Source organism: Streptomyces sp. NPDC090022, from assembly GCF_044748145.1.
Taxonomy (GTDB): domain Bacteria; phylum Actinomycetota; class Actinomycetes; order Streptomycetales; family Streptomycetaceae; genus Streptomyces.
Map to the genome: position 1 here is coordinate 105,690 of NZ_JBIVFN010000010.1, position 23,436 is coordinate 129,125.

Below are 23,436 nucleotides of genomic sequence, written 5' to 3' on the forward strand. Positions count from 1 at the left end.
ACGACCCGGGGGAACGACCGGCGGGAACTGAGCGTCCTTCAAGAAGCAGACGCTAGGCGTCGGGCCGTTCGGCGGGGGTGCGGCCCGGGTGGGGGCGGCTCGCGGCGATCAGCGTGCTGAGGGCCAGGGCGAGCGCGCCCCACAGGGCGGGGGTCCAGGGGGAGGTCTCCTCCCCCGCCACCGCCGGGGCCGTGCGGCGCAGCGGGTCGTACGCGACACGCACCTGCCCGCCCACCGGGGCGAGCGACCGGTCGTCCTTGAGCTCGGCGGGGTGGCCACCGGGGCAGTCCAGCGCGAAGCGGTACACCGTCTTCGGTGGCGGTCCGCCCTCCCCGAAGGAGCCCTCGGACCGGGTGTGGACCTCGCGTACGACACAGGTGGCGACCTCCTCGCGCGCCGCCGTCCGGTCCGCGGCCGCCACGGTCAGCAGCAGGCCCACGGCGAGCAGGAGCGTACCGAAGACGGCCCCGTTGCCGCCGACGAGCAGGAAGTACGCGACCAGGGCGCCGGCCCCCAGGATCCCGGCGCCCGCCACCGCGACCGCGGCCGGTGGCGGGGACGCGGCGCCGAAGTACCACGCGGCCCAGCCGTGGAGCAGCACCGCGGCGACCGCGGGCAGCGCCGCGGAGAGCCACCGTGCCCCCTGCGGCGGTATCACCGGCATGCACATCACCCCCCGTCACAGGGACGCCCGTCCTGCCGCCCGCGGTTTCCGCCTTCCGTGCCCCGTCGCGTCAAGTGCGCAGGACGGCGCAGGTGGTCGTGCCGTGGGCGTAGAGCTTGCCGTCGTGCGTGCCGATGATCCTCGCCTCGGCGGTGGCGGTGGTGCGGCCCACGTGCAGGGCCGTGCCCTCGCACCGCAGCGCCGGGGTGTCGGAGAGGACCGGGCGGATCATGTGGACGCCCAGCTGGACGGTGGTGTACATGGCGCCGGCCGGGAGGCGCGTCATCACGGCCGAGCCGAGGGCCGAGTCCAGGAGGGTGGCGAGGAACCCGCCGTGCACCGTGCCCATCGGGTTGAGCAGGTGGTCGCCCGGGTCCCCCTCGAAGACGGTGAAACCCTCGCCGACCTCGGTGAGCCGGAAGCCGAGCGTGCTCATCATCGAGGCGGCGGGGAGGGCGCCCTCGAGGGCGGCCCGGAGGATCTCCAGCCCGCTCATGCCGAGGAGCTCGGGGGTCATGTCGGGGCGCGGCTGCCAGGTGTGGGTACGGGAGCGGGCCGCGGCGGGAAGGTGGTCCGGCACCTGGTGCGTGGTGGTCTCGTGCGTGGTGGTCTCGTGCGTGGTCATGGCTCGACCCTAGGAGGGCCGGGGCCCGGCCCGGGAGTGTCGGATCCGGCAGCTTGTGCAGCGAATCCGACACCGGCCAGGTGCGCCGGCCGGGCTAGGGTGAACGGGTGAAAGCAGCCGTGCTCGTCCTCGACGGGGTGTTCGACTCGGGGGTCTCCGCCACTCTCGACGTGCTCCACACCGCCAACGCCCTGCGCGGGCAGCTCACCGGAGCGCCGCCGCCGGCGTTCGACATCCGTACGGTCGGAGTGCGGCGGCGGGTGCGGACCGGGCTCGGGCACCGGATCGACACCGAGAGCGTGACGGTGGCCGAGGACGCCGACCTGCTGGTGCTGCCCGCGCTGATGGAGCGCCGGCCCGAGCGCCTGGTCGAGACCGTGGCCGGGGCGGCGCACCGCGACGCCCGCCGGGTGCTCACCGAGGCCCGGGAGCGGCGTACTCCGCTCGCCTCGTCCTGTACGGGGACGTTTCTGCTCGCCGAGTCCGGAGTCCTCGACGGACTGCGCGCGACGACCAGCTGGTGGCTGGCCCCGGTCTTCCGCGAGCGCTACCGCCATGTCGCCGTCGACGAGAGCAGGATGGTGACGACCTGCGACGGGATCACCACGGCCGGCGCCGCGTTCGGCCACCTGGACCTGGCGCTGGCGATCGTACGGATGCGCAGTCCCGCCCTCGCCGACCTGGTACGGCGCTATCTCGTGGTCGACGACCGCGCCTCCCAGGCGGCGTACACGATCCCCAGCGCGCTGGCCCGGCACGAGCCGCTGGTCTCGGCGTTCGAGGCCTGGGTGCGGGCCCGGATGGACGGGCCGCTCTCGATCGCGGAGGCGGCGCGCGACCTCGGGGTCAGCGAGCGCACCCTGCAGCGCACGGTGACCCGCACCCTGGGCTGCTCACCCATCCGCCTGGTGCAGAACCTCCGGGTCGAGCAGGCCGAACACCTGCTGCGCACCACGGCGCTCCCGCTGGCGGCGGTGGCCCGCCGGGTCGGCTACGAGGGCCCGGGTCCCCTGCGGACCCTGCTGCGCGACCGCCTCGGCCAGAGCGCGCGCAGCCTGCGCGGCTAGGCCGGGCCTGTCCGGCGGATCAGCGTCGGATGGGCCGGACAGGCCCTCGGGCCCAGCAGTCCCCCACGGCGAGGGCTTCGCGCATCGCCTCCCGGATGCCGTCGACCGGTTCGCGGGCGGCGGCGCGCGCCAGGGTGTCGCGCAGCTCCGGCGGGACCGTGCCGGGCGGCCAGGCTCTCAGGGCGTACGCCGCCATCCGGCGGTTGCGGGAGCAGCGCGTGGACAGCGCCGTCCGCAACAGCCGGACCCCGTGGCCGGGATGGCCCCCAGCCGGCAGACGATCGTGTCCAGGATCCGGTCGGCCTCGTACTCCTCGCCGTAGGCGATGCCCGGTTCGGGATCCGCGAGGAGTCCGTCGAGCGGGAGCAGGCGCTCGGCGGCGGCGACTGCGCGGCCGATCTCGTCGGCCGGGCAGTCCGCGAACAGCAGGTACCAGGCGGTGGAGTCCAGCGGTGTCCGCGCGACCCGGCGCAGCACGGCGTCCCGGTAGGGCAGGCCGAGGCCGCGGGCGGCCCAGACCGCGCTGAGCGGACCGTCGTCGTCGGCCAGGGCCTCCCCGTACCCCGCGGGCCGGCCCCGCTCACCGCGGGTCGGCCGTCCCGCTCACCGCGGGTCGACCGGGGTCAGGACGCCCAGCCGGTCCTCCACGGTCTGGGCCGCGGCCAGGCAGAGGTCCTCCCGGAAGGCGCGCCCCACGATCTGCACCCCGACCGGGAGACCGTCGGCCACCCCGGTCGGCACGGCCACACCGGGTACGCCCACGAAGCTGGTCGCGGTGCACAGCCGCATGCCCGATCCGACCCGGTCCCGGCCCTCCCGGTCGCGCGACTCCAGTCCCGGCTCGACCGGCGGCTCGGTGAACACCGGGCCGAGCAGCAGCGGGTGGTCGTCGAGGAACTCGGCCCAGGAGCGGCGGATGTTCAGCCAGGTGCCCATCAGCTGCATGAGCTCCGCCGCGCTCACGGGCGGGGTCCGCTCCATCGCCATCGCGATGTAGCGGTCGCCGCCGTCGCCGAGCAGCGTGCGCACCGCCGGCCAGGCCGGGGCGAATTCCGTCATGGTGATCCGGTGGTAGGCGTCCAGGGCCTCGTCCAGCCGCGGTACGTCGGCCACTTCGCGTACGTCGTACCCCGCGTCGCGCAGTGCCGCGGCCGCCGTCGCCACGGCCGCGGCGACCGTGGGGTGCACGCCGTGCCCGCCGGGGTCCGTCACGACCGCGACCTTCACGGGTCCGGGCAGAGGCGGCCCGTAGGCGGGCACGGGTACGGCGCGCGGATCGCGCGGGTCGGTGCCGGCCAGCACCTCGTACGCCAGCCTCAGGTCGCCCACGGTCCGCGCCAGGGGGCCGTCGGTGACGAGCATCTGGGAGGCCGGGCCGGGGTCGTCGGGGCCGAGGACACGGTGGTCGGCGGGGAACCGGCCGGCGGACGGCTTCAGTCCGGCCACCCCGCAGAACTGGGCCGGGATGCGCACGGATCCGCCGGAGTCGTTGCCCAGGCCGAGCGCCGCCATGCCCGTGGCGACGGCCACCGCGTCGCCGCCGCTGCTGCCGCCCGGGGTGCGGCCCCGGTCCCAGGGGTTGGCCGTGTCGCCGTACAGCTCGCTGCGCGTGTGCATCCCGGCCAGGATCAGCGTGGGCAGGTTGCTGTGCCCGATCGGGATGGCGCCGGCCGCGCGCAGCCGGGCCACCGGGGGCGCGTCGGCCGGCGCCACGAGGTCGCGGAAGCGCGGCACGCCGTAGGTGGTGGGCACCCCCTCGACGGGCGTGCTCTCCTTCACCGTGAACGGCACGCCCGCGAGCGGCCCCAGCTCCTCCCCCGCCGCGCGCCGCCGGTCCGTGCGCGCCGCGGCCTCGCGGGCGCGTTCCGCGAGGAGCTGCGTGACCGCGTTCACCCGCGGGTTGACCTCCGCGATGCGCTCCAGGTGACTGTCGACCAGTTCGGCGGCGGAGACGTCCGCCCGGCGCACCGCCTCCGCCTGCGCGGCGGCCGGCATCCTCCACAGGGCTTCCCGCATGACTGACTGCACCTCTCCTCGTTCCCCGTACCAATGCGCTTGCATCGGAACACTAACCCGGTATCGATGCGAGCGCATCGAATAAACTGCGGGGGACGGACACCGGGAGGAGACGGGGCATGCCCAGGCAGGTGGATCACGAGGGCCGGCGGGAGATGATCGCGGAGGCCGTCTGCGCACTCGTCGACGAGCACGGGCTGGAGGGCGTGACCCTGCGGGACGTGGCCGCCCGGGCGCAGGTGTCGATGGGCGCCGTGCAGCGGTGCTTCCGCACGAAGGAGGAGATGCTCCTCTTCGCGCTCGGCCACATCGGCGAGCGGATCGGGGCGCGCGTACGGGCCCGCCTGGTCAGCAGCCCGGCCCAGTCGGCCGGCACCGCGCTGAGCCACGCGGCCACCGAGGTCGCGCTGTTGCGCGAGGAGCACCGGGCCGAGGCCAGGATCTGGCTCGCCTTCGTCGCGCAGGCGGCGGTGAGCCCGGCGCTGGCCGGGACGCTACGGACGAACTACGCGGACCTGGAGGCGAGGTTCACCCGGCTCATCGCGGAGGCGGCCGAGGGGGCCGAGGGGGCCGAGGGGGCCGAGGGGGCGGCGCGGCTCGATCCGCGGCGCGAGGCGCGGGCCCTGCTGGCCCTCGCGGACGGGCTCACCGTGCAGCGGCTCATCGGCCACCTGTCCGCGCAGGAGGCGCAGGACGTCCTGCACGCGCATCTGGCCGCCCTGTGGGAGGGCCGTTCCGGGCTCCTGGCGTCCGGCTGACCGGATCCACGGACGGCGAACCGGTCACGCGGGTCCGCTCACGCCGGTCGGGTCCGGGTCAGGCGCGGGCCAGGCCGGGGTCAGGCCCGGCCGAAGCGGTCCTCGTCCACCCGTTCCCAGCCGGACGGCACCGTGGGCCGCGGCACCGTACGGCCCTGGCGCCGCCATTCGAGTTCGAGCCGGTCGTAGATCGGTGAGTCCGACACCGGCCGGGGCGCCGGGCGCACGTCCCACGGCACGGGCATCGCCGCCAATGCGGCAGTTGTGCTCTGCATGCCGGGCCAACGACGTGACGGATCCCGCGTGGCGGGACGTGACCGTTTCGTCATCAATGCGCCCGCTCCCGTGTGCCGATGGAGTGACGTTCCCTCTGTGTTCGGCCGGGGACCACAGATCGCGCGCCCGGCCGGCCCGGGGAACGGGCCCGCCTGTGATGATCACCGCATGGTGACGGGAACGGAGCGGCTCCACGTGTTCGGGGCGGCGGCCGGAGAGTTCAGTGGTTCGACGGCGCCGGGGCCGACGACGGACGGGTCGGCGGCGGAACTCGTCGTGGCCGACTCCTGGCTCGTCGAGTACGGGTGCGTACGGGACGTCGACGGGCACCGGCGCCGGTTCGCGGCAGCGGGTGCGCGAGGCGGGCGGGCCCGGCGTCGAGGCCTTCTGGGAGGCCGTCGTACGGCGGCTGCCGGCGGACGGGAGCTGGTTCCCGCGCGCGGAGTACGACGGGGACCGGCTGTGGCTGCGGCTGCGGACCGCGCCGCCGCGCACCCGGCCCGCTCTTGCCGCGGCCGACCGAACCCCAGAGGTAGACGCCGCGCGGCGGGGCGGGGCGGGAGAAGAGGCCGCGGCGGCGCGAGACGTCGGCGCCGAGCCGGGCCAGGAGCGTGCCGCCGCAGGGCGTGGGTGCTGCGGAGGGTGAAGCTCGGGATCAGCAGCCGGCGCTGCCGGTTGTGCTCGGGGTCGTCGACGCCGAGCAGCGGCGTCCGGCGGCGCAGCAGTCCCACGTAGCGTTCGGAGGGGACCGGGAAGGCCTCGTTCTGGCTGTCGGAGGACAGCCGCGCGTCGGCGAGCAGGGTCCGGGCGGCCGCGTGGCCGGTGACCGCCCACACGGAGCGGCCGTCGAAGAAGGTGACGCGCTTGAGCGGCGCGCCGCCGCGCAGCGGATCGTAGGCGGCGGGCGGCCGGTAGGGGCAGGTGCGGTCCTGGGGGAAGGCAACGGACTCGGTCATCGCGACGGCCTCGCAGGTGCGGTTACGGGGCTTCCTGCCGGGCGTACGGAGGTCGCGGACCCTCCCCGTACGGTGCCGTGGAGCCCGTGACGTCCCCGGCCATCGCCGGGGGCGGCGGCCGGCGCCGCCGCGCTCCAGGGTCGGCCCCGGCCGTTGCGCCCCGCTGAAGGACCCCTTGCGTCCACTTGGTCCCCACGGTCCGCCGGTCCGGCCGGCCTCGCCGTGCGCGGGGTCAGGGCTGGGCGGGGCCGCTCGCCGTGACCAGCCGCCACCACTGGTCGGCGAAGTGCTCACCGCAGGAGATCTGCACCGCGGGCCCGGCCACTGCCCCGCGCTGCGCCACCAGGCACTTGGCGTTGCCGGTGCTGCGCAGCATGAACTGCCCGGCCCGGTCGCCGTCCCCCCGCAGCAGCTCCCAGCGCTGCCCCGGCTGTCCGGCGGCGCAGGCGAGCTGGCGCGCGGGGGCGAGGCTCTCCGTGCCCGCCAGGGCCAGGCAGTGGCCGCTGTGCGCGTTGCGGAGCGTTCGGGTGGCGCCGCCGTCCCGCGATTCCAGCGCCCAGGTCCGCTCGGCGCCGTCGGTGCAGGTGTCCTGCACCGGGACCAGGCCCTCCTCCGTCCCGGGCGCCCGCAGGCACAGTCCGCCGTCGCCGTTGACCAGCCGCCCGGTGAGCACAGGGGGATCCGCGCCGGGCGTGCCCGGTGGTGTGGGGGCGGGCGTGCGCGTAGCGGGCGGGATGCCGGGGGACGCGGCCCCGGCACCGGCGCCCGGGTCGTCACCGCCCACCCGGACGGCGATCACGGTGGCCACGCACACCAGGGCGACCGCGCAGGCCGAGAGGAGGCCGGTGCGGTGTTCGTGCAGGTTGATCTGGAGGTTCCCGCTCCCGCGCTGCACCCCGGCCGGCCCCCGGAAGGCGTCCCCGCCCCTGCCGTCCCCTCCCCGGCCCTCATCGCCCCCGTGGGGCCCGGTCCCGCTCACGGGCGGGCGTCGAACCGGTTCACCTGGACGTTGCCGTCCCCGGACTGGACCGCCGCCGGGCCGTGGAACACGTTCCCCACGACTCCCCCGGCGGCCGGCCGGGCCGCCCGCGCCGTCTCGTCGAGCAGCGCCCGCAGCTCCGCCACGACCTCGGCCCGCTGGTGCGGTTCCAGCGCCTCCAGCAGGTCCTCGGTACGGGTCCGCCAGGCCGCGCCGTGCCGGGTCCGCACCTCGTCACGGTCATCGCCGTCGGGCCCGATGTCCGCCGGCCCGCCGCCCTCCTGTCCCGCCGTCAGTTCGGCAGCCGTCCGGTCCAGCCGTTCCAGCTGGACGCTCTCCTGGCGCCGGTCGCCCCGGCCCAGCACCCGCGCCAGCCGGCCGCGCAGCGCCTGCCAGGCGTCCGTACCGGCCGCCTGTACGACGCCCGAGCCCACCGCGGCCGCCAGCGCGACCAGTGCCTCGTCCAGCATGGCGCTCCCCCTTCACCGTCCCCGCCCGCGCGGTCCCGCAACGGTAGCCCCGCCCGCCACCGCCGCGACAGCCGTACGGCCGTACGGCCGCCGGATCAGGCCGGGTTGACCGTGCCGGCGGGCGGGAGCCGCTCAGCGGGCGGTGGTGCGCACGGTGGCGAAGAGCCCCCGGGCGCGGCTGCCGTCCGGCTGCCGCCAGGCGCCGGCGACATGGCCGGCCGTCCCCGGCGCGGACATCGCCGCGCCGTCCGGGACGGGGCGCAGCACCCGGTGCAGACGGAGGGTCAGACCGGCGGGCGCGGGGAGCTCGGTGCCCTCGTCGTCGTCACCGCCGGTGCCGGAGAAATCGGTGGGGACCGCATCGGTGGCGATGGAGTCCTCGACCGCGCAGGAACGGGTGACCTCCCGGTCCACGGCGTCGCTGGTGTTCTGGTCCTGGGCCTGCACCCGCCCCGCGATCAGGGCACGCAACTGGGCGGCCGCCACCGGGTCCTGGCAGCCGTCGTAGGCCCAGCGCCGCCCCAGCACCTCGTGCTCCATGGTGCCGACGAGCGCGTGCTCGGCCCCGGCGAGCGGGGCGCCGCGATAGGTGAGCGGCACCAGGTAGGCGACCGGGAGCGGGCCGGAGGCATCGGTGACCACCATGAACTCGATCCCGACCTCGCCCCGCGGGTCGTCCAGCCGGAAGCCACCGGCCTTGGCCGGCCGCGGCGCGCCCGCCCCGCCGCGGTACCACGGCCGGGTGGGCAGCCAGTCGGTGAGCAGTTCCAGCTTGGTCGGCCGGAGCTCGACGTTGTGGATGACGGCCATACCGGGGGCTCTCCTCCGTCGGACGGGTACGTACGAACCCCCTCACCCTCTCATCCGCGCGACAGCGGAGGACCGCGGAGGACCGCTTGTCCAACGGTCAGGGATCCGAACGGAGTTCCCGGCCCTGGACCGCCGCTCCGTCACCGCCACCGCCACCATCCCCGTCCCCGTCCCCGGGCGAACCGGGTGCCGTGAGCAGGTCCGCGAGGACCGCGAGCCACACGGCGGCGCCGTATCCGTCCGGCGGCTCCGTCTCCATGCCGAGGTCCGCCGGCACCGCGTCGTAGCGGGATCCGCAGAGGTTCGCTGTCCATGCGCTCAGCTTGTCGATCAGGGGCCGTCGGGCCGAATCAAGAGTTCGGCACGGCGAAGGCCCGCGCTCCTACGACTGGACGCCTGCCCGGACGGGCCTGCCCGGCCAGACCTACGCCGACGGCGGAGTGGCGGCCGGGGCGGCGGGGGCCGCCGGGGCCGGGGCCGCCGTCCCGCCGGCCGGCGGGATCTCCGGGCCGGCCGGCAGGAGCTCGGTGGTGGCGAAGGCGACGACCGCCGCGAGGATCGCCACCGCGACCATGTCCGCGTTGCCGAGGATCAGGACGACGAGCACCACGCTGCTGACCGGCAGCCGCAGCGCGGCCGTCGCGGCGGCGGCCATGCCGGCCGCGAGTCCCGCGCCGACGCCCATTCCGGGCAGCGGCGCGACCAGGACCCCCGCGGCGGCGCCGAGGAAGAGCGCCGGGAAGATCGGGCCGCCGCGCAGGCTGCCCAGGCACACGGCGTACGCGGCGCCCTTGAAGAGGAGGACGGCGATCAGCGCGCCCACCCCCCAGGCATGCGGATCGGCGGCGAGTTCACCCAGCGTGGACTGCCCGGACGAGGCCACATCCACCGGGTTGCGGCCGGTGACCAGCGCGTAGCAGGCCGCCAGAACACCGGCCAGGAGCCCGCACACGGCGGTGACGGGCACCGTGCGTCCGGCGACCCGGACGGCGACCAGCCGGCCGACGTACTGGATGTAGTGCACGAAGGCGCCGAGTGCGGCGGCCAGCAGGATGGACCAGAGCACGTCCCCGGTGTCCAGCCGGTACGACGGCGCGGCGTGCACCGGTTCCAGGGCGCCGGTCCCCAGACCGGTCCAGCGGCCGAAGCCGGTGAAGACGAGGGACCCTATCCCGCTCGACAGCAGGGCGGGCAGCATGATGGCGAACAGCTGCGGTCCGCCCACCCCGACGACCTCCATCAGCAGCACGGCGGCGATCAGCGGATTGCCGAAGATCGCGGCGATGCCCGCGGCGGCTCCGGCGGCGCCCAGCAGAGCGGTGCCCTGGGGTGTCGCGGGGGCGCGGGAGAGGTTGCGGAAGGCGAGGGCGAGTCCGCCGCCCAGCGCGATGAGCGGGGACTCGGGGCCGAGGACGGCGCCCAGCGGGAGGCTGAACAGCGCGGCGAGGACCACGCCCGGCACGGCCGCCGCGCCGGCGCCGGTCGCCTGGAGCCCGGCGGCCGGGATGTGCCCTCCGGCGCCGGGGAAGTGGGTGACGATCAGTCCCACGCAGACGCCCGACAGGAGCAGCAGCGGAAGCGGCCACCACCAGGGCGGGCCGTCCCAGCCCAGGGCCTTCGGGGCGTCCGTCCACACCAGGCGCTGCAGTCCGTGCAGGGCGGCGAGGAACCAGAACGCCGCGAGCGAGACGGGTACGCCGATGAGCGCACTGAACACCAGCGTCTTGCGGTATCCCGGCGTACGCAGCAGCCGGCGCAGTGCCTCGGTCTCCCCCGACCCCCCGCCCGCCTGCCCCGGCTGCGGCTGCGGCCGGGGTTGCGGCTGCGGTTGCGGCTGCGATCGCGGCTGCGTCATGGAGCCGTCCTTTCGCATCCCCGCCGGTAGGTCCGTACCGCCCGGTCAGCCGAGGAGCCGGCGCTTCTGCTCGGCGAACTCCTCGTCGGTCAGCACGCCCTGCTCGTGGAGGGCGCCGAGTTCCTTGAGCTGGTCGATCTTGCTCGTCATGTCGTCGGCCGGAGCGGCCGGGGCGGCCGGCGCGGCGGGCGCGGCGGGCGGCGGAGCGGCCGGGGCCGGCGCCTCCTGCTGCGCCCAGCGGCCGGCCTGCCGGCGGGAGACCCGGTTGGACACCGCGGTGGCGGTTCCGGCGACAACGGCGGTGCGGGCGACGCCGCGAAGGAGTCCGGGCACGGCACTCACCTCCAGGCTGGGGGATCTGATCGGTTCGGTGAAACGAACGACGCATGAGGAACGACGAAGGGGACCCGGGTGGCGGGCCGGCGGAACGTGCGGGCGGTACGCACGCCGCCGGCGCTCACTCACCCTCGCCCGGGTCCTCCATGGCTTCCAGCGACGCCAGCAGCGCCTGGACGGGGATCCGGCCCGAGGCCACGAGCTGGGCTCCGGCGCGCCGCAGGGCGCGGGCGAACGGCGCCGCCCACGTGTTCTCGTACACGAGGACCCCGGCGGAGTTCCCGGGTTCCAGGGCGGTGGCGGCGTCGTCGATGTCGCTCTGGTCCAGCAGGCCCGAGGAAGCGCCCTCGAAGACGGTGAGGTCGACCTCGCCGTCGAGGTCGCGCAGCTCCAGCGCCGTGACCGTACCGTCCTCGTCCTTGCGGATGAAGGAGAGGTCGAGGATGCGGATGATGCCGCGGTCGACGAGATCGACCAGCAGGGTAAGGCCCTCGCCTGTCATACGGTTGCCCGGGAACTCGACCACCAGGTAGTCGACGGGCCCCATGTCCTCGACGCCCCCGGGGTCACTGCGGTACTCGGCCTCGCTGCTCATCGCGGCTCCTGTCGGACGTCGGACGGTGGGCGGAAGCGGACGCCCCTCGCGTCCATTCCAGCACCGGGTCCGCCGCTCCGCATGTGCGGACGCCGGACGGCGGACGGCCCCGCGCGCCGTTCGAGATGCCGCGCCCACCCCGGTCCGCCAACCTGGACGCACACGAAGGAGGCCGCCATGACCCGGACCTCGACCGCGTGGTGGCGGGCCCGTTCGCGGCGGATGGCGGCGGCCGGGCTGCGGGTGCGTCGCGAGGCCGAGGCCCGGTTTCCGGTGATCACCCACTTGGCCGAGCGCATGGTCACGGTGAACATCTTCGACTCCGCGACGCGCGTGGCCGCACAGGTCTTCCTCACGGCGGTGCCGCTGCTCTTCCTCCTCGCCTCCTTCGCCCCGACGGCGGTACGGGAGCAGTTGTCCTCCTCCATCCAGGCGGTGTTCGGGCTCAGTGGCGAAGCCGAGAAACAGCTGAACGACCTGTTCGGCACGTCCGACGAGGACCTCCAGGAGGCGGTGGGGCTGGTGGGGGGCCTGATGGTGCTGCTGTCGGCGACGGCGGTGAGCCGTGCCGTGCAGCGGCTGTGCAAGCGGGCGTGGGAGCTGCCGCGGAACGTGGCCCGGGTCGCGGCCTGGCGGTGGGTGGTGTGGGTCGCCGTCTGGACCTCCCTGCTGGCCGTCCAGGGCCCGGTGCGCGACGGGTTCGGCGTGGGGATGTGGCTGGGGGTCCCGCTCACGTTCCTCTTCCAGACGGGGATCTGGTGGTGGACCCAGCACCTGCTGCTGGGCGGTGCGGTCGGCTGGCTCGCCCTGCTGCCCGGCGCCCTGCTCACCGGCGGCGCGGTCACCGCGCTGTCGGTCACCGCGCGCTACTACATGCCGGTCGCCCTCGACCGGGCGCTCGGCGAGTACGGCGCGGCCGGCACGGTCTTCGTCCTGCTGTCGTGGCTGATCGTGCTGTGCGTGGCCGTCGCGATCGGCATCAGCGCGGGGGCCGTACTGGCGCAGGAGCCGTTCCTGGCCCGCCGGCTGGGCAGCCCGGCCCCGCGCTGGGGCGCACCGGACGGCGCCGGCGGGGACCGGCAGCCCCGTCCCCCGGGGGCCGGGCGGGTGTCGTAGCAGCGTCGGCGCCCGGGTGCCATCCTGGAAGGCGCAGAACCGGCGGTCAGGAGGCTCCCGATGACGGCGATCTACGCGGCGACCGCGGCGGGCGGCGGACCATGGCTCTCCCCCGCGGACCGGGCGGCGCGCGGCCGGGCCGCGCGCAAGCGGGCGCCCCGGTCCGGTCACGGTGACTTCGAGCCGGCCGCGAACCGGCCGGATCCGGTGGACGTGATCGAGGGGCAGTCGGCCACCCGGCTGCCGGACCTCGTGCCGATCCGGTACGGGCGGATGACGCAGTCACCGTTCCGCTTCTACCGGGGCGCCGCCGCGATCATGGCCGGCGACCTGGCCGGCACCCAGGACTCCGACCTGCGGGTCCAGTTGTGCGGCGATGCGCACATGCTGAACTTCCGGCTGCTGGGATCCCCGGAACGCAACCTGCTATTCGACATCAACGACTTCGACGAGACGCTGCCCGGCCCGTGGGAGTGGGACGTCAAACGGCTGGCGACGAGCCTGGTCATCGCCGGGCGGGAGAACGGCTACAGCGACGCCGAGCGGGCGACGGTCGTCCGCCGCGCGGTGCGGTCCTACCGCGAGCAGATCCGCCGCTTCGCGGCCATGCGCAACCTCGACGTCTGGTACGCGCGCCTCGACGCCGACCGGCTCCAGGAGCTGGCGGCCGAGTCGCTGCGCACGCGCGGGCGCAGGATCCTGTCCGAGACCCTGTCGAAGGCCCGCGGCCGCGACAGCCTGCAGGCGTTCGAGAAGCTCACCGAGGAGGTGGGCGGCGAGCGCCGGTTCGTGACCGTGCCGCACCTGATCACGCCGCTCGCGGAGCTGATGCCGGACAAGGAGCGTGCGGTGCTGGAGGAGCAGATCCGCGACCTGATCGAACGGTACGGGCACACCCTCCCGCCGGACCGGCAGCACCTGCTGCGGCAGTACACCGTGGTCGACATGGCGCGCAAAGTGGTGGGCGTCGGCAGTGTCGGCACCCGCTGCTGGGTCGTGCTGCTGCTGGGCCGGGACGGGGCGGACCCGCTGATCCTCCAGGCGAAGGAGGCCGGCGAGTCGGTGCTCGCCGCGCACGCCGGCGCGAGCGAGTACGCCTCGCAGGGCGAGCGGGTGGTGGCCGGGCAGCGGCTCATGCAGGCGGCCAGTGACATCTTCCTCGGCTGGAACCGGGTGCACGGCATCGACGGCCGCGAACGGGATTTCTACCTGCGGCAGCTGCGCGACTGGAAGGCGATCGCCGAACCCTCCCGGATGGAGCCGCGCGGGATGGGGCTCTTCGCCGAGGTGTGCGGGTACACCCTGGCCCGGGGGCACGCCCGGTCCGGGGACCGGATCGCCATCGCCGCGTACCTGGGCCGCCGGGACGTCTTCGACCACGCGCTGGTGGAGTTCGCGGAGGGGTACGCCGACCTGAACGAACGCGACCACCGGGCCCTGGTGGACGCGGTGGCCGCGGGCCGGGTGGCCGCCGTCGCGGCCTGAACCCCGCCTATCCGGTGGGCGGTGTCCCCGCCGTGCCCGCCCCGCCCCCCGCGTCCGTCGGAGCCGGCGTCGGCTCCGGCTCCGGCTCCGGCTCCGGCTCTGCGGCGAGGAAGTCCACGATGGCCAGCGCGAACAGCAGCCCGAGCGCGAGACCCACGACCACCCAGCCGGTGGGGTCGGGCCACAGGATGTACGTGAGGGCGGCCGCCGCCACCAGGATCCAGATGATCCAGCCCCGCCGCCGCTGGACGAACGGGCCGACGGGGCCGGTGCGCATCCCCAGCCGGTCGGCCGTGGCACGGGTGGCGCGGATGCCGGAGTACCACACCTCGCGCACCGCACGGGCGTACCGGCCGGGCCCGGAGAGCCAGGCGGCGAGGGCGAGGACCACGCCGAGCAGGACGACCGAACGGGCGCTGAGCCGCAGGAGGCTGACCATGGCGTCGTAGACGGAGCCGGCGGCCGCCTGCGAGACGGTGTCGGGCAGGGCGTTCAGATAGACCGTGCGGAAGACCGCCAGGGCGATGCCGAGGACCAGGGCCGCGGCGGCGAAGCCGAGCGCCGCGGCGACGAAGGTCCGGCGCCGGTGGGTGGAGAGGAGGACGCCGGCGGCGGCGAGGAGCACGGCGAGGACGGGCAGCCACAGACCCAGGATCTCCAGGAGCCGGAAGCCGGTCTTGACCCTCCCGATGTCCTGCGACTGCACGACGGTGAAGTCGGTGTGGATCTCCGGGATCTTGTTCGCGACACCCAGCCCGGCCTTCACGAGCCGCTGTTTGACCTCTTCGATCACGGGCGCGAGGTCGATGGTCACGGAATCGTTCTTGATCTGTACGGCGCCGTCGCCGCCGCCGGTCAGGGCGCGGACGAACGCGGTGTGGATCGTCCGGTTGGCGTTGGTCCAGATCTTCGCGAAGGCGTCCGAGGAGACGACCTCCTGCGTCTTGTCCCGTACGAAACTGCTCAGCGCGCTCTCCAGCCCGCTGCCCACCTTGCCCAGCGCCTTCTGCAGCAGGGGCCCTTGGTCGGGGGCCACGTCCTCCAGCAGCGCGGGGAGGTCGACGTGTTCCATGACCACACCCGTGACCCGGTTCGCGACGGCCTCCTGCACGTCGGGGTCCGAGGCGAGCGGGGCAACGGTGGTGACGTACCGGTCGGTGTCGCCGACGATGTCGGAGGTCCAGGCCGCCACGATGCCCAGGGGTGCCAGGAGGCAGCCGAGGACGATCAGGACGGCGGCCAGGAACGAGCGCATGCGGTGCCCCCGCGGCGGCCGCGCGGCGGCCTCCGACTCCAGTGCGGCGACCCGCGCCCGCAGCGCTGCCAGTTCGCCCTGTGTGTTCTCCTGCGCCATCGCCGGCCTCCTCCGGGTCGGCCTCCATCGCAACCCGCCCGGGGCGGACGCGCGCGGCGGGGCGGACCGACCGGGTGAAGGGGGCCGTCCCCGGGCGGACCCTCCGGGATGCGGATGACGCGGAGCGGACGAATACTGCCGATCAGGGGCACTCGGCCCCTGCAACGGAGGCTTCGATGGACGACTACCCCGCGATGAGCGTCTTCTGGACCATGCTGTGGTTCTTCCTGTGGATCATGTGGCTGTTCCTGCTCTTCAAGGTCGTCATGGACATCTTCCGCGACCACGAGATGAGCGGCTGGGGCAAGGCGGGCTGGCTGATCTTCTGCATCGTGCTGCCCTTCCTCGGCGTCCTGGTCTACGTCATCGTCCGCGGCAGGGGCATGACCCAGCGGGACATGAGGCAGGCCAAGGAGTCCGAGGCGGCCTTCCAGGACTACATCCGCAAGGCCGCCGGGAGCTCGTCCGGCGGATCCAGCGTGGACGAACTGGCCCGGCTCGCCGAGCTGAAGGACAAGGGCGCGCTCAGCGAGGCCGAGTTCCAGCAGGCCAAGGCGAAGCTCCTGTCCTGACGAGCGCCGCCCGTGCCCCCTGCCTAGCGCCCCGCCGGCCCATGGCGCCACGGGGCGAAGGCGTTCGTCACCCCGGCGAGGGCGGGCGCGAGTTCGGGATGGTGCCGCAGCAGGACGCTGACCATGCCGTTGCGGTCCACCCACTCCAGGCCCTCGGCGGTGTAGACCTCCGGCCGGTAGTCGCGGGTGAAGAACCGGTCGCTCTTCAGCCGCCGGCTGGCCATCAGGATGAAGATGCGGAACAGCGAGTCGCTGAACCCGAAGCCGGCCGGGCGGGGTTCGGCGAGGTTGCCGACGAGCGTGTCCACGCGGTCGAGCCGGCCCTCGTACAGGTCCTCCAGCAGCCGGCTGTCGGCGCGGTGGCCGCCGGTGAGCTCGTCGAAGGAGGTGACGGGCCGCTTGCGCAGCATCGCCCGGTAGGCGTTGTAACGGGGGACGCCGCGCTCGCGGTCGCGCAGGATGTCGACGGTGCCGAGGTCGACGTGTTCCCCGTTGATGCGCAGGAAGTCGCGCAGGGCGTCGGGGTGGTTGTGCAGGACCAGGGCGCCGGGGTGTGCGGTGCCCAGGGAGTACAGGAGGTCGCTCATCCCGTACTCGTCGACGGCCGTGCGGGTGGTGCGGCCCTGCATGTCGTCGAAGCCGATGGTGGCGCGCAGGGATCCGCCGCAGTGGTCGCGCACGGCGAGCTCGTCCGGGATCAGCGGGTGCATCCGGTACGCCGAGACGAACTCCTCCGTCATGGAGTACGGCGCCGCGTGGTGGTCGGTCGGGGAGCCGAGGATGCCGCTGAGCAGCTCGCCGTCGCCGAACCGCCCGAACCGCCGGCCGACCCAGCGGGGCAGCATGCCGTACCAGTTGGCGTTCATCGCGATGCGCAGCACCGGGGTGTCGAGGATGCCCGGGGTCCACTCCACGGTGTGGATCTTCGCCAGGAGGGCGGTGTTGACGAGCCGGGCGGTGTGGAACAGGCGCTCGTCGTCCCAGGTCGGGCGGTGGGAGCGCAGGTAGTCGCAGATCGCGTTGTGTTCCTTGGCGAACAGCGTGTGCAGCAGGGACAGGCCCGCCCAGTAGTCGCTGTTCATGCCCGTCGCGTCCAGGCACTCCAGGCCCGGGCGCGGGTCCGCGGGCAGCCGCCCGTCGGGGGTGAGACGGAGTTTGCCGTGCTCGCCGGTGCGCAGGGAGCGGCAGCGTTCCTCGGTCGACCCGTACAGCTGCGAGCCGTCCCACCAGTGCGTGACGGTGTTCTCGTAGGTGGGCGGGGCGTCGGGGGTGGTGTGGGCGACCGGGTCGGGGCGGGTGCGGTTGATGCGCATCGGGCAGCTGCCGCCGTGCGACTCCTCCCACTCGTCGTCGGGTGCGAGCGGGACGGTGAACGGTTCGGCGGTCTCGTTGTCGCCGTGGTTGGCCCAGCCGTGCATCTGGAACTGGATCCAGGCGGCGGCCAGCAGGTTCAGCGAGGTCGCGGGGACGAAGGAGCGCCGGGCGAGCAGCTGCCGGCTGACCTCGCGGGGGCTCGGGGAGAGCCGGTCCTCGTCGGATTCGGGGAAGGTGAGGTCCAGCGGGGCGTTGCGGTCCAGGCGGGTGCCGACCCGGCCCATGTCGGCGTCGTAGGGGTCGTAGCCGGAGCCGTCGTACGAGCGGTACGGCAGCAGTTCCCCGGTGGCGCGGCGGGGCCGTTCCCCGCCGGCCCGGTAGGTGTCGTACAGGTTCTTGCGGCGCAGGTCGTCGCGGAGCACGTGCAGGTTGAGCAGGGCGAGCGGCAGCGGGAGCTCGTGCCATTCGCGGCGGGTGTTGATCTGCGCGAAGAGGGCCGATCCGGCCCGTTCGAGCAGTCCGGGCGGCCCGTACGGGGCGGTGATGTGGGTACGGGGCCGCTGGCCGTGAGCGGGGCCCGCGGTCGGTCGGTCGGTGGGGGCGGTGCCGGTCATCGGGGCCTCGCTGTCGGGTGCGGTGTGCATGCCGCTCGGCGGTGCGGCAGGGGCGTGGCGTGGGTGCGGGCGGGGTGGGGAGGGGGTCAGCGCGGGACGACGCCGATGCGGATCCCGGCGGTGTCCACGGTGCCGGGCAGGGGCCGCTCGGCCGGCAGCGCGGGCAGGGCCCGGGCGAGGCGGTGGGTGCGCAGGATCTCGGCGCAGAAGGCGGTGGTGACGAGCAGTCCGAGGTTCTCGCCCGGGCAGCGGCCGCCGCCGTGGCTGAACGGTGCCAGCCGGTTGTTCCCGGTGGCGTCCCCCGTGAGCCAGCGGCCGGGTACGAACCGGTCGGCGGCGGTGACGTGTTCGGGGTCGCGCTGGTGGAACTGGGCGGGCACCAGGACGGCCGTTCCGGGCGGGAAGGTCACGCCGCGCCAGGTGGTCTCGGCGCGGGTGACGCGCAGCAGGTCCGGTACGAGCGGGTACAGCCGCAGCGATTCCCGTACGCAGGCCCGCAGCTGGGGCAGTGCGGTGCCGCCCGCGGCGGCGTCGGCGGCGGCCCGGTCCTGCTCGGCGGGGTGGGAGGCGAGCAGCAGCAGGGTGCGGGCGGCGACGCCGGAGAGCCCGTCGAGGGCGAGCAGCCAGTGGTGGGCCTGGCCGACCGGGTCGAGGTCGCCGGCCGGGTCGGGGTGGGTCCGGGCGCGGGCGGCCAGGGTGTGGGCGGGGGCGGTCGCGGCGTAGTGCTCGATCCGGGCGGTGGCCTTGTCGTAGACGGCGCGGGCGGCCACGGTCCGCTTCTTGCGCCGGCCCATCCAGTTGGCCTCGTCGCGCAGCACGTAGAGCCAGTCGGTGAGCTGTTCGTCGTCGGCGGCCGCGTCGCCGAGGACGACGCGGCGGCTGATGCGGTGCAGGGCGCCGCGGAGCGCGGGGGTGTCGAGGACGGCGCGGGAGGTGCGCGGCCGGATCCGCTCGGCCTCCTCGGCGACGACGGCGAGGTAGGGCTCGCAGGAGGGGTGCACCGGACGTTCGGCCGCGAGGCTGGCGTCGTTGATCCGGCGGCGGTCCTCGCGCAGTTCGCCGTGGGAGCAGATGACCCCGGTGGGTTCCAGGATCGACAGGCCGTTGTTCTTGTCGGGCGGGTCCATGGCCAGGGCCCGGACCGGCTCGCGGTAGAACTGCCGCAGGTCCTGGACGTCGAGCAGCACCAGCATGGGTCCTGAGATGCCGCGCAGCAGGACGGGCGCCCCGCCGTGCCGGGCGCGCAGTGCGCGCAGGGTGGCCGCCGACCAGGCGGGCTGGTCCAGGGCGGCGTACGCCTTGACCACGGCGGGCCGGGGGTTGACGAACCCGCGGACGAAGGCGGGCAGCGTGTGGGTGAGGAGGAAGCGCAGGTTCTCGGCGGTGCCGGCGGGGGCCGGGGCCGGGCCGGCGTCGAGGACCTCGGTGTGCTGCGGCGCGAGGTGCATGGCGGCCTTCCAGGGGCGTGACGGAGAACTGACGGAAGGTTGCTGTCGGTGACGGAATCACGACGCTACGCCATCCCGGCGAGCGGGCCCCCGGAGCGCCACGCACGGAATCGATTCTTCCGGGGGCGTCCGGCCGGACGTGCGCGGCGCGTCGTCACCCGCTCGGCCCGCCGCGGAGTTGACCCGGCGCCGACAGGGCCCGAAGGCGGCGTCGCCGCGCATGCCAAGAGCCTCCGGTGCCGGGCGGCACCGGAGGCGTGGGGCGGGCGGTTCTCAGTGGAAGAGCATGGAGGCGTCACCGGCGGGGGTGGTGACCGAGCCGGGGCACAGGAAGCTGCCGGAGGTCCTGGTCGCCGTGAAGGCCTGGTTGACGTACTTGCGGGTCGATCCGTCGCGGTTCCAGACGATGCCGGTCGCCTTGTAGCGGCAGGTGATGAAGCTCATCCTGCCGCTGATGTCGATGACGTCGGTACGGGCGAGCCCGGCGGCGTCGTCGAAGGTGAACGCGGGGTTGTTGTTGAGCGTGGCGGTGATGCCGCCGCCGCAGGCGAGGTTGCCGCCCGGGGTGTTGACCGAGCCGCGGTCGACGGTGAGGGCGGCGGGCGGGTTCGCGCTGGTCTTCGCGTTGGTCCAGGAACAGCTGTTGCCCGCGACCAGCATCACGCCGTCGAGCCGCTGGTCGGCGGCGGGGGCGGCGGCCGTCGCCGCGGCGGCCGTACCGACGGTGAGCGCGGCGGCCAGGATGCCCGCGCCGGTCAGGTGCGCCAACTTTCGCATGTCGCTTCTCCTGCCACTTCCGTGTGGGGGTGGGGCGGGGCCGGCGGGCCCCGCCCGGAGTGCGCCGGACGCCGCGCGGGCAGGGGTGTCCCGCGCGGGTCCGGGAGAGAGCTTGGTGCGCGACCGGAGATTCCCACACCCGCGTCGAGATGTCATGTACAGAACATGCATTGGCCGAAAGGAGCCGCCGCCCGGCGCGGCGCACGTCAGGTCGGCGTCTTGCGCAGGAAGCGGCGCAGCCGCGCCAGGGGCCAGGTGTTGATGACGTCGTCCGCCGTCAGCCAGCCGCGCTGGGCGGTACCGACGCCGTAGCGCATGTACGGCAGGTGGGTCGTGGAGTGGGCGTCGGAGTCGATCGCGAACTTCACGCCGTACCGCTTCGCCCGCAGGATGTCCTCGTCGCGCAGGTCGAGCCGTTCCGGGTGGGCGTTGATCTCCAGTGCGGTGCCGGTACGGGCGCAGGCCTCGAAGACGGCGTCGAAGTCGGCGTCGATGCCCGGGCGTTTGCCGATGCGCCGGGTGGTGGGGTGGCCGATGATGTTGACGTGCGGGTTCTCGCAGGCGCGCAGCAGTCGCCGGGTCAGCGCCGGGCGGCTCTGGTCGAACTGCGAGTGCACCGACGCCACGCACAGGTCGAAGCCGGCCAGGAAGTCGTCGGGCCAGTCGAGGTCGCCCTCGGGTCCGATGTTCAGCTCGGTGCCGTGCAGCAGCCGCATCCTCCGGTGGGTGCGGTCCAGGGCCCGCACCCGTTCGCGCTGCGCGAGGGCCTTCTCGTCGGTCATGCGCTGCATGAACAGGTTCGGGGCGTGGTCGGTGACGGCGTAGTAGGCGTACCCGCGGGCGGCCGCGGCGGCGACCATGTCCTCCAGCGAGGCGAGGCCGTCGGTGAGGTCGGTGTGGGTGTGCAGGTCACCGCGGATGTCCTGGTCGGTGAGCAGATCGGGGAGTTCGCCGCGCAGCGCCGCCGCGATCTCGCCCCGGTCCTCGCGCAGGGGCGGCGGAATCCAGGGCAGGCCGAGCCGTTCGTAGACGGCCTCCTCGGTCTCGGAGGCGATCACCTCGCCGGTCTCGGCGTCGAACAGGCCGTACTCGGAGAGCTTGAGGCCGTGGCGGACGGCGAGTTCGCGGGTGCGGATGTTGTGCGCCTTGGACCCGGTGAAGTACTGCTGTCCCGCGCCCCAGGAGGCGGCGGGCAGCACGCGCAGGTCGACCTGGAGGCCGGTGGTGGTGCGGATGGAGGTCTTCTTCCGGCCCCCGACGATGACCTCGGAGGTCAGCGGCAGGTCGGTCAGGGCTTGCATGAACGGCTCCGGCCGGTCCGCCGCGACGAGGATGTCGAGGTCGCCGATGGTCTCGCGCATCCGGCGCAGCGAGCCGGCGTGGGCGCAGCGCACGCATCCGGGGACGGCGGCCAGCTCGGCGACGATCTGTTCGGCGAGGTCCATGGCCGCGCCGAGCAGCATCCGGCCCTCGCCGGCCTGCTGCAGCAGCGCGATGCCGTGCAGGATGTTCTCCTCGGTCCGCTCGCCGAACCCCTTCAGGTCGCGCAGGCGCTCCTGGTGGACGGCGTCGAGGAGCTGGTCCACCGAGGTGATGCCGAGCTCCTGGTAGAGGACCATGGCCTTGCGGGGGCCCAGCCCGGGGATCGCGATCAGCTCGCGTACGCCCGCGGGCACCGACGCCCGCGCCTCGTCCACGACGGACATGTGGCCCGTGCGGACGTACTCGACGATCTTGCCGGCCAGGGACGCGCCGATGTTCGGTATCTCCCGCAGGCCCTTGGCGTCCAGGGTGGAGACGTCGCCGGGATGGCCGCCGACCGCCCGGGCCGCCTTCTCGTAGGCCCGCACCTTGAAGGCGTCCCCGCCCCTGATCGCGATCAGGTCGGCGTACTCCTGGAGCAGGGCCTCGACCTCGTCATTGGCTCGGGGCATACCTCCAGGGTGCCCCGGCCGGGCCGCGGCGGCACGCCCGGGGAACGGGGCCCGGGACTAGGGTCGGGGCCCGGGCCGGTCCGGGGCCGGGGCCGGGGCCGGGGCCGGGGGCCCGGGGGCCGGTCAGGCGCGGTCGGTCAGGCGCAGGCGTGCCTCCAGCTCGTGCTCGCCGGACACGGTGCCCCGGTCCTCCACGTCGAAGGCCGTCGCGAGTACCTCGCGGACCCGGCGCACCGGGTCCGCCGCCCCGTACAGGTCGGCGGTGGCCGGCGCGCCCAGCGCGCCGGCCGCGGCGGCACCACGCGCGGTGCGGTCCTTGACGTCGACGGCCATCGACCACACGGTGGCGGTGTCCGCGAGCGTCACCGGCCCGCCGGGCGTCACGGCCTCGGGGTCCGGGAACGCGGCCTCCAGGACGCCGAACACCGCGGTCGCAGCCTCCCGGGTGCAGTCGGACAGGTGCACGCTGACCTGGTCAGCGCTCTCAACAGCGGTCATCGCGCGCCGTTCCTTCCCCTTCGTACGGACAGCCGGTGTCAGGTGGTCTGGGGCTTGGGGCGGGTGGTGCCGGGGAGGCAGGCGACCGCCGGGTTGTAGGTCTCGTACGTGCCCTTGGGGTTCTTCTTCCACAGCCACATGTGCAGGGCGTAGTGGACCGGCTGGCCGGGGAAGTTGCCGCGGCTGGGCCCCTTGAAGGCCTTGCCGAACAGCGACGGCCGGTCGTCGTCGGTCGCCAGGTTCTGGTCACGGTCGTAGACCAGCCACTGCACGCCGACCAGCCGCTTGCCGCCGCGTCCGTCGTCCTCGTAGAACAGCGCCGCCGGCTTCGCCGGGTCCACGGAGTTGTCGTACGCGTGGTTGAAGTGCGGGTAGCCGAGGGCGCCGCCGGAACCCGCCCGGTCCACGACGCAGTAGGTGTCCGGCTTGTAGCCGGCCTTCACACCGTTGGCGTGCAGCAGGTACGGGGCGGTCACCCGGTACACGGTCGCACGGTCGGCGGCGGCCTTGGCCGCGTCGGCGCCGGACACGGCGCTCGCCGCGGACGCGGCGCCGGGTACGGCGGCGGCCGCCAGGGCGAGCGCGGCGGCCGTCGAGACGATCAGGGCGGAACTGCGGCGGGCCATGCGCGGACTCCTGTCGTGGCGGACTGGTCGTACGAGGTCGTGGCGGACCGGTTGCACGAGCAGCCTTTCCCCCGGTCCCGCCGCCCCGCCACACGGCCGCGGCGGACGGCCGACGGCCGGACGGCCGACCCCCGGTCGGCTGACGACCGCCCGCCGGCCGCCCGGGACCGGTGCCGCACGGCCCGGCCCGCCCGGTACCGGTCGTACTCGAACGAGCCACGGGCCGTTTGGTGATCGCCCGCTCCCGGGAACCGGTGTGTCCGAATCAGGCGAACGTCACGGAGGGTGCGG

The 23,436-nt window shown here is 74.6% G+C and carries 25 protein-coding genes and 1 pseudogene; 5 read left to right on the forward strand and 21 right to left on the reverse strand.

The window, feature by feature from the left end:
- Positions 1 to 52 precede the first annotated feature (52 nt).
- A complete protein-coding gene (locus ACIPXB_RS19775) occupies positions 53 to 664 on the reverse strand; it encodes a hypothetical protein (protein WP_401451490.1) in 612 nt (203 codons plus the stop codon).
- Between the two features lie 70 nt (positions 665 to 734).
- Positions 735 to 1,289, reverse strand: coding sequence for a PaaI family thioesterase (locus ACIPXB_RS19780; RefSeq protein ID WP_401451493.1), 555 nt, complete (start codon positions 1,287 to 1,289; stop codon positions 735 to 737).
- Between the two features lie 107 nt (positions 1,290 to 1,396).
- Between ACIPXB_RS19780 and ACIPXB_RS19785 the strand changes: the two genes are divergently transcribed.
- Positions 1,397 to 2,356 (forward strand): GlxA family transcriptional regulator, encoded by a 960-nt coding sequence (locus tag ACIPXB_RS19785; protein ID WP_401451496.1) that lies wholly within the window; start codon positions 1,397 to 1,399, stop codon positions 2,354 to 2,356.
- A 19-nt stretch (positions 2,357 to 2,375) separates the two neighbouring features.
- Here the strand turns inward: ACIPXB_RS19785 and ACIPXB_RS19790 are convergent, their stop codons facing one another.
- The 3 genes from ACIPXB_RS19790 to ACIPXB_RS19800 all read right to left on the reverse strand — a co-directional run bounded on the left by ACIPXB_RS19790 (position 2,376) and on the right by ACIPXB_RS19800 (position 4,372).
- A complete protein-coding gene (locus ACIPXB_RS19790; RefSeq protein ID WP_401451499.1) occupies positions 2,376 to 2,552 on the reverse strand; it encodes a hypothetical protein in 177 nt (58 codons plus the stop codon).
- Complete coding sequence (locus tag ACIPXB_RS19795) at positions 2,534 to 2,833, reverse strand: hypothetical protein (protein ID WP_401451502.1); 300 nt, start codon at positions 2,831 to 2,833, stop codon at positions 2,534 to 2,536. Before ACIPXB_RS19795 ends, ACIPXB_RS19790 begins: the two co-directional genes overlap by 19 nt.
- Positions 2,834 to 2,959: 126 nt before the next feature.
- Entirely contained in the window at positions 2,960 to 4,372 is a 1,413-nt protein-coding gene (locus ACIPXB_RS19800) for an amidase (RefSeq protein ID WP_401451505.1), read from the reverse strand.
- Between the two features lie 119 nt (positions 4,373 to 4,491).
- Here ACIPXB_RS19800 and ACIPXB_RS19805 point away from each other — a divergent pair, with 119 nt between their 5' ends.
- Positions 4,492 to 5,130 carry a TetR/AcrR family transcriptional regulator gene (locus tag ACIPXB_RS19805; RefSeq protein WP_401451507.1) on the forward strand — a complete coding sequence of 213 codons (639 nt, stop codon included), beginning with the start codon at positions 4,492 to 4,494 and terminating at the stop codon, positions 5,128 to 5,130.
- A gap of 80 nt (positions 5,131 to 5,210) precedes the next feature.
- Here the strand turns inward: ACIPXB_RS19805 and ACIPXB_RS19810 are convergent, their stop codons facing one another.
- The 9 genes and pseudogenes from ACIPXB_RS19810 to ACIPXB_RS19850 all read right to left on the reverse strand — a co-directional run bounded on the left by ACIPXB_RS19810 (position 5,211) and on the right by ACIPXB_RS19850 (position 11,407).
- Complete coding sequence (locus tag ACIPXB_RS19810; RefSeq protein WP_401451510.1) at positions 5,211 to 5,405, reverse strand: hypothetical protein; 195 nt, start codon at positions 5,403 to 5,405, stop codon at positions 5,211 to 5,213.
- A gap of 618 nt (positions 5,406 to 6,023) precedes the next feature.
- A pseudogene (locus ACIPXB_RS19815) lies at positions 6,024 to 6,362 on the reverse strand (cytochrome P450); the annotation flags it as partial.
- Between the two features lie 232 nt (positions 6,363 to 6,594).
- On the reverse strand, positions 6,595 to 7,257 hold the full coding sequence (locus tag ACIPXB_RS19820) for an RICIN domain-containing protein (RefSeq protein WP_401451513.1): 663 nt from the start codon (positions 7,255 to 7,257) through the stop codon (positions 6,595 to 6,597).
- A gap of 80 nt (positions 7,258 to 7,337) precedes the next feature.
- Positions 7,338 to 7,811: a hypothetical protein gene (locus tag ACIPXB_RS19825; protein ID WP_401451516.1), complete on the reverse strand. Its 474-nt coding sequence runs from the start codon at positions 7,809 to 7,811 to the stop codon at positions 7,338 to 7,340.
- 132 nt (positions 7,812 to 7,943) lie between these two features.
- Positions 7,944 to 8,621: a 1,4-alpha-glucan branching protein gene (locus tag ACIPXB_RS19830; protein WP_401451518.1), complete on the reverse strand. Its 678-nt coding sequence runs from the start codon at positions 8,619 to 8,621 to the stop codon at positions 7,944 to 7,946.
- 97 nt (positions 8,622 to 8,718) lie between these two features.
- On the reverse strand, positions 8,719 to 8,880 hold the full coding sequence (locus ACIPXB_RS19835; protein ID WP_401451520.1) for a hypothetical protein: 162 nt from the start codon (positions 8,878 to 8,880) through the stop codon (positions 8,719 to 8,721).
- A gap of 165 nt (positions 8,881 to 9,045) precedes the next feature.
- The gene (locus ACIPXB_RS19840) at positions 9,046 to 10,476 is read right to left on the reverse strand and encodes a chloride channel protein (protein WP_401451522.1); all 1,431 of its coding nucleotides are present in this window, start codon (positions 10,474 to 10,476) and stop codon (positions 9,046 to 9,048) included.
- A 45-nt stretch (positions 10,477 to 10,521) separates the two neighbouring features.
- Entirely contained in the window at positions 10,522 to 10,809 is a 288-nt protein-coding gene (locus ACIPXB_RS19845) for an SHOCT domain-containing protein (RefSeq protein ID WP_401451523.1), read from the reverse strand.
- A gap of 124 nt (positions 10,810 to 10,933) precedes the next feature.
- Positions 10,934 to 11,407 (reverse strand): DUF6325 family protein, encoded by a 474-nt coding sequence (locus tag ACIPXB_RS19850; RefSeq protein ID WP_401451524.1) that lies wholly within the window; start codon positions 11,405 to 11,407, stop codon positions 10,934 to 10,936.
- A 177-nt stretch (positions 11,408 to 11,584) separates the two neighbouring features.
- Between ACIPXB_RS19850 and ACIPXB_RS19855 the strand changes: the two genes are divergently transcribed.
- Both ACIPXB_RS19855 and ACIPXB_RS19860 read left to right on the forward strand, forming a co-directional pair.
- On the forward strand, positions 11,585 to 12,523 hold the full coding sequence (locus ACIPXB_RS19855) for a hypothetical protein (RefSeq protein ID WP_401451526.1): 939 nt from the start codon (positions 11,585 to 11,587) through the stop codon (positions 12,521 to 12,523).
- Between the two features lie 60 nt (positions 12,524 to 12,583).
- Complete coding sequence (locus ACIPXB_RS19860) at positions 12,584 to 14,008, forward strand: DUF2252 domain-containing protein (RefSeq protein ID WP_401451528.1); 1,425 nt, start codon at positions 12,584 to 12,586, stop codon at positions 14,006 to 14,008.
- Between the two features lie 7 nt (positions 14,009 to 14,015).
- Here ACIPXB_RS19860 and ACIPXB_RS19865 read toward each other — a convergent pair whose 3' ends face one another.
- On the reverse strand, positions 14,016 to 15,362 hold the full coding sequence (locus ACIPXB_RS19865; RefSeq protein ID WP_401451530.1) for a hypothetical protein: 1,347 nt from the start codon (positions 15,360 to 15,362) through the stop codon (positions 14,016 to 14,018).
- Between the two features lie 176 nt (positions 15,363 to 15,538).
- Here ACIPXB_RS19865 and ACIPXB_RS19870 point away from each other — a divergent pair, with 176 nt between their 5' ends.
- The gene (locus tag ACIPXB_RS19870) at positions 15,539 to 15,934 is read left to right on the forward strand and encodes an SHOCT domain-containing protein (RefSeq protein ID WP_401451533.1); all 396 of its coding nucleotides are present in this window, start codon (positions 15,539 to 15,541) and stop codon (positions 15,932 to 15,934) included.
- 23 nt (positions 15,935 to 15,957) lie between these two features.
- Here ACIPXB_RS19870 and ACIPXB_RS19875 read toward each other — a convergent pair whose 3' ends face one another.
- The 6 genes from ACIPXB_RS19875 to ACIPXB_RS19900 form a co-directional block, all read right to left on the reverse strand.
- Complete coding sequence (locus ACIPXB_RS19875; RefSeq protein ID WP_401451535.1) at positions 15,958 to 17,892, reverse strand: peroxidase family protein; 1,935 nt, start codon at positions 17,890 to 17,892, stop codon at positions 15,958 to 15,960.
- Positions 17,893 to 17,948: 56 nt separating this feature from the next.
- On the reverse strand, positions 17,949 to 19,310 hold the full coding sequence (locus tag ACIPXB_RS19880; protein WP_401451538.1) for a cytochrome P450: 1,362 nt from the start codon (positions 19,308 to 19,310) through the stop codon (positions 17,949 to 17,951).
- A gap of 273 nt (positions 19,311 to 19,583) precedes the next feature.
- On the reverse strand, positions 19,584 to 20,087 hold the full coding sequence (locus ACIPXB_RS19885; RefSeq protein WP_401451540.1) for a hypothetical protein: 504 nt from the start codon (positions 20,085 to 20,087) through the stop codon (positions 19,584 to 19,586).
- A gap of 206 nt (positions 20,088 to 20,293) precedes the next feature.
- The gene (gene polX / locus ACIPXB_RS19890; protein WP_401451542.1) at positions 20,294 to 22,021 is read right to left on the reverse strand and encodes a DNA polymerase/3'-5' exonuclease PolX; all 1,728 of its coding nucleotides are present in this window, start codon (positions 22,019 to 22,021) and stop codon (positions 20,294 to 20,296) included.
- Positions 22,022 to 22,144: 123 nt separating this feature from the next.
- Complete coding sequence (locus tag ACIPXB_RS19895; protein WP_401451544.1) at positions 22,145 to 22,519, reverse strand: hypothetical protein; 375 nt, start codon at positions 22,517 to 22,519, stop codon at positions 22,145 to 22,147.
- A 38-nt stretch (positions 22,520 to 22,557) separates the two neighbouring features.
- Entirely contained in the window at positions 22,558 to 23,145 is a 588-nt protein-coding gene (locus tag ACIPXB_RS19900) for a hypothetical protein (RefSeq protein ID WP_401451546.1), read from the reverse strand.
- Between the last annotated feature and the right edge of the window lie 291 nt (positions 23,146 to 23,436).

Excerpts from the sequence above, each read along its gene's own strand:
- ACIPXB_RS19830 (WP_401451518.1), bottom strand. The coding sequence starts at position 8,621 with ATGGCCGTCATCCACAACGTCGAGCTCCGGCCGACCAAGCTGGAACTG.
- ACIPXB_RS19850 (WP_401451524.1), bottom strand. The coding sequence starts at position 11,407 with ATGAGCAGCGAGGCCGAGTACCGCAGTGACCCCGGGGGCGTCGAGGAC.
- ACIPXB_RS19875 (WP_401451535.1), bottom strand. The coding sequence starts at position 17,892 with ATGCACACCGCACCCGACAGCGAGGCCCCGATGACCGGCACCGCCCCC.
- ACIPXB_RS19865 (WP_401451530.1), bottom strand. The coding sequence starts at position 15,362 with ATGGCGCAGGAGAACACACAGGGCGAACTGGCAGCGCTGCGGGCGCGG.
- ACIPXB_RS19900 (WP_401451546.1), bottom strand. The coding sequence starts at position 23,145 with ATGGCCCGCCGCAGTTCCGCCCTGATCGTCTCGACGGCCGCCGCGCTC.
- ACIPXB_RS19805 (WP_401451507.1), top strand. The coding sequence starts at position 4,492 with ATGCCCAGGCAGGTGGATCACGAGGGCCGGCGGGAGATGATCGCGGAG.
- ACIPXB_RS19790 (WP_401451499.1), bottom strand. The coding sequence starts at position 2,552 with ATGGCGGCGTACGCCCTGAGAGCCTGGCCGCCCGGCACGGTCCCGCCG.
- ACIPXB_RS19775 (WP_401451490.1), bottom strand. The coding sequence starts at position 664 with ATGCCGGTGATACCGCCGCAGGGGGCACGGTGGCTCTCCGCGGCGCTG.
- ACIPXB_RS19780 (WP_401451493.1), bottom strand. The coding sequence starts at position 1,289 with ATGACCACGCACGAGACCACCACGCACGAGACCACCACGCACCAGGTG.
- polX (WP_401451542.1), bottom strand. The coding sequence starts at position 22,021 with ATGCCCCGAGCCAATGACGAGGTCGAGGCCCTGCTCCAGGAGTACGCC.
- ACIPXB_RS19810 (WP_401451510.1), bottom strand. The coding sequence starts at position 5,405 with ATGCAGAGCACAACTGCCGCATTGGCGGCGATGCCCGTGCCGTGGGAC.
- ACIPXB_RS19870 (WP_401451533.1), top strand. The coding sequence starts at position 15,539 with ATGGACGACTACCCCGCGATGAGCGTCTTCTGGACCATGCTGTGGTTC.
- ACIPXB_RS19825 (WP_401451516.1), bottom strand. The coding sequence starts at position 7,811 with ATGCTGGACGAGGCACTGGTCGCGCTGGCGGCCGCGGTGGGCTCGGGC.
- ACIPXB_RS19835 (WP_401451520.1), bottom strand. The coding sequence starts at position 8,880 with ATGGAGACGGAGCCGCCGGACGGATACGGCGCCGCCGTGTGGCTCGCG.
- ACIPXB_RS19860 (WP_401451528.1), top strand. The coding sequence starts at position 12,584 with ATGACGGCGATCTACGCGGCGACCGCGGCGGGCGGCGGACCATGGCTC.
- ACIPXB_RS19885 (WP_401451540.1), bottom strand. The coding sequence starts at position 20,087 with ATGCGAAAGTTGGCGCACCTGACCGGCGCGGGCATCCTGGCCGCCGCG.
- ACIPXB_RS19880 (WP_401451538.1), bottom strand. The coding sequence starts at position 19,310 with ATGCACCTCGCGCCGCAGCACACCGAGGTCCTCGACGCCGGCCCGGCC.
- ACIPXB_RS19840 (WP_401451522.1), bottom strand. The coding sequence starts at position 10,476 with ATGACGCAGCCGCGATCGCAGCCGCAACCGCAGCCGCAACCCCGGCCG.
- ACIPXB_RS19800 (WP_401451505.1), bottom strand. The coding sequence starts at position 4,372 with ATGCGGGAAGCCCTGTGGAGGATGCCGGCCGCCGCGCAGGCGGAGGCG.
- ACIPXB_RS19895 (WP_401451544.1), bottom strand. The coding sequence starts at position 22,519 with ATGACCGCTGTTGAGAGCGCTGACCAGGTCAGCGTGCACCTGTCCGAC.
- ACIPXB_RS19855 (WP_401451526.1), top strand. The coding sequence starts at position 11,585 with ATGACCCGGACCTCGACCGCGTGGTGGCGGGCCCGTTCGCGGCGGATG.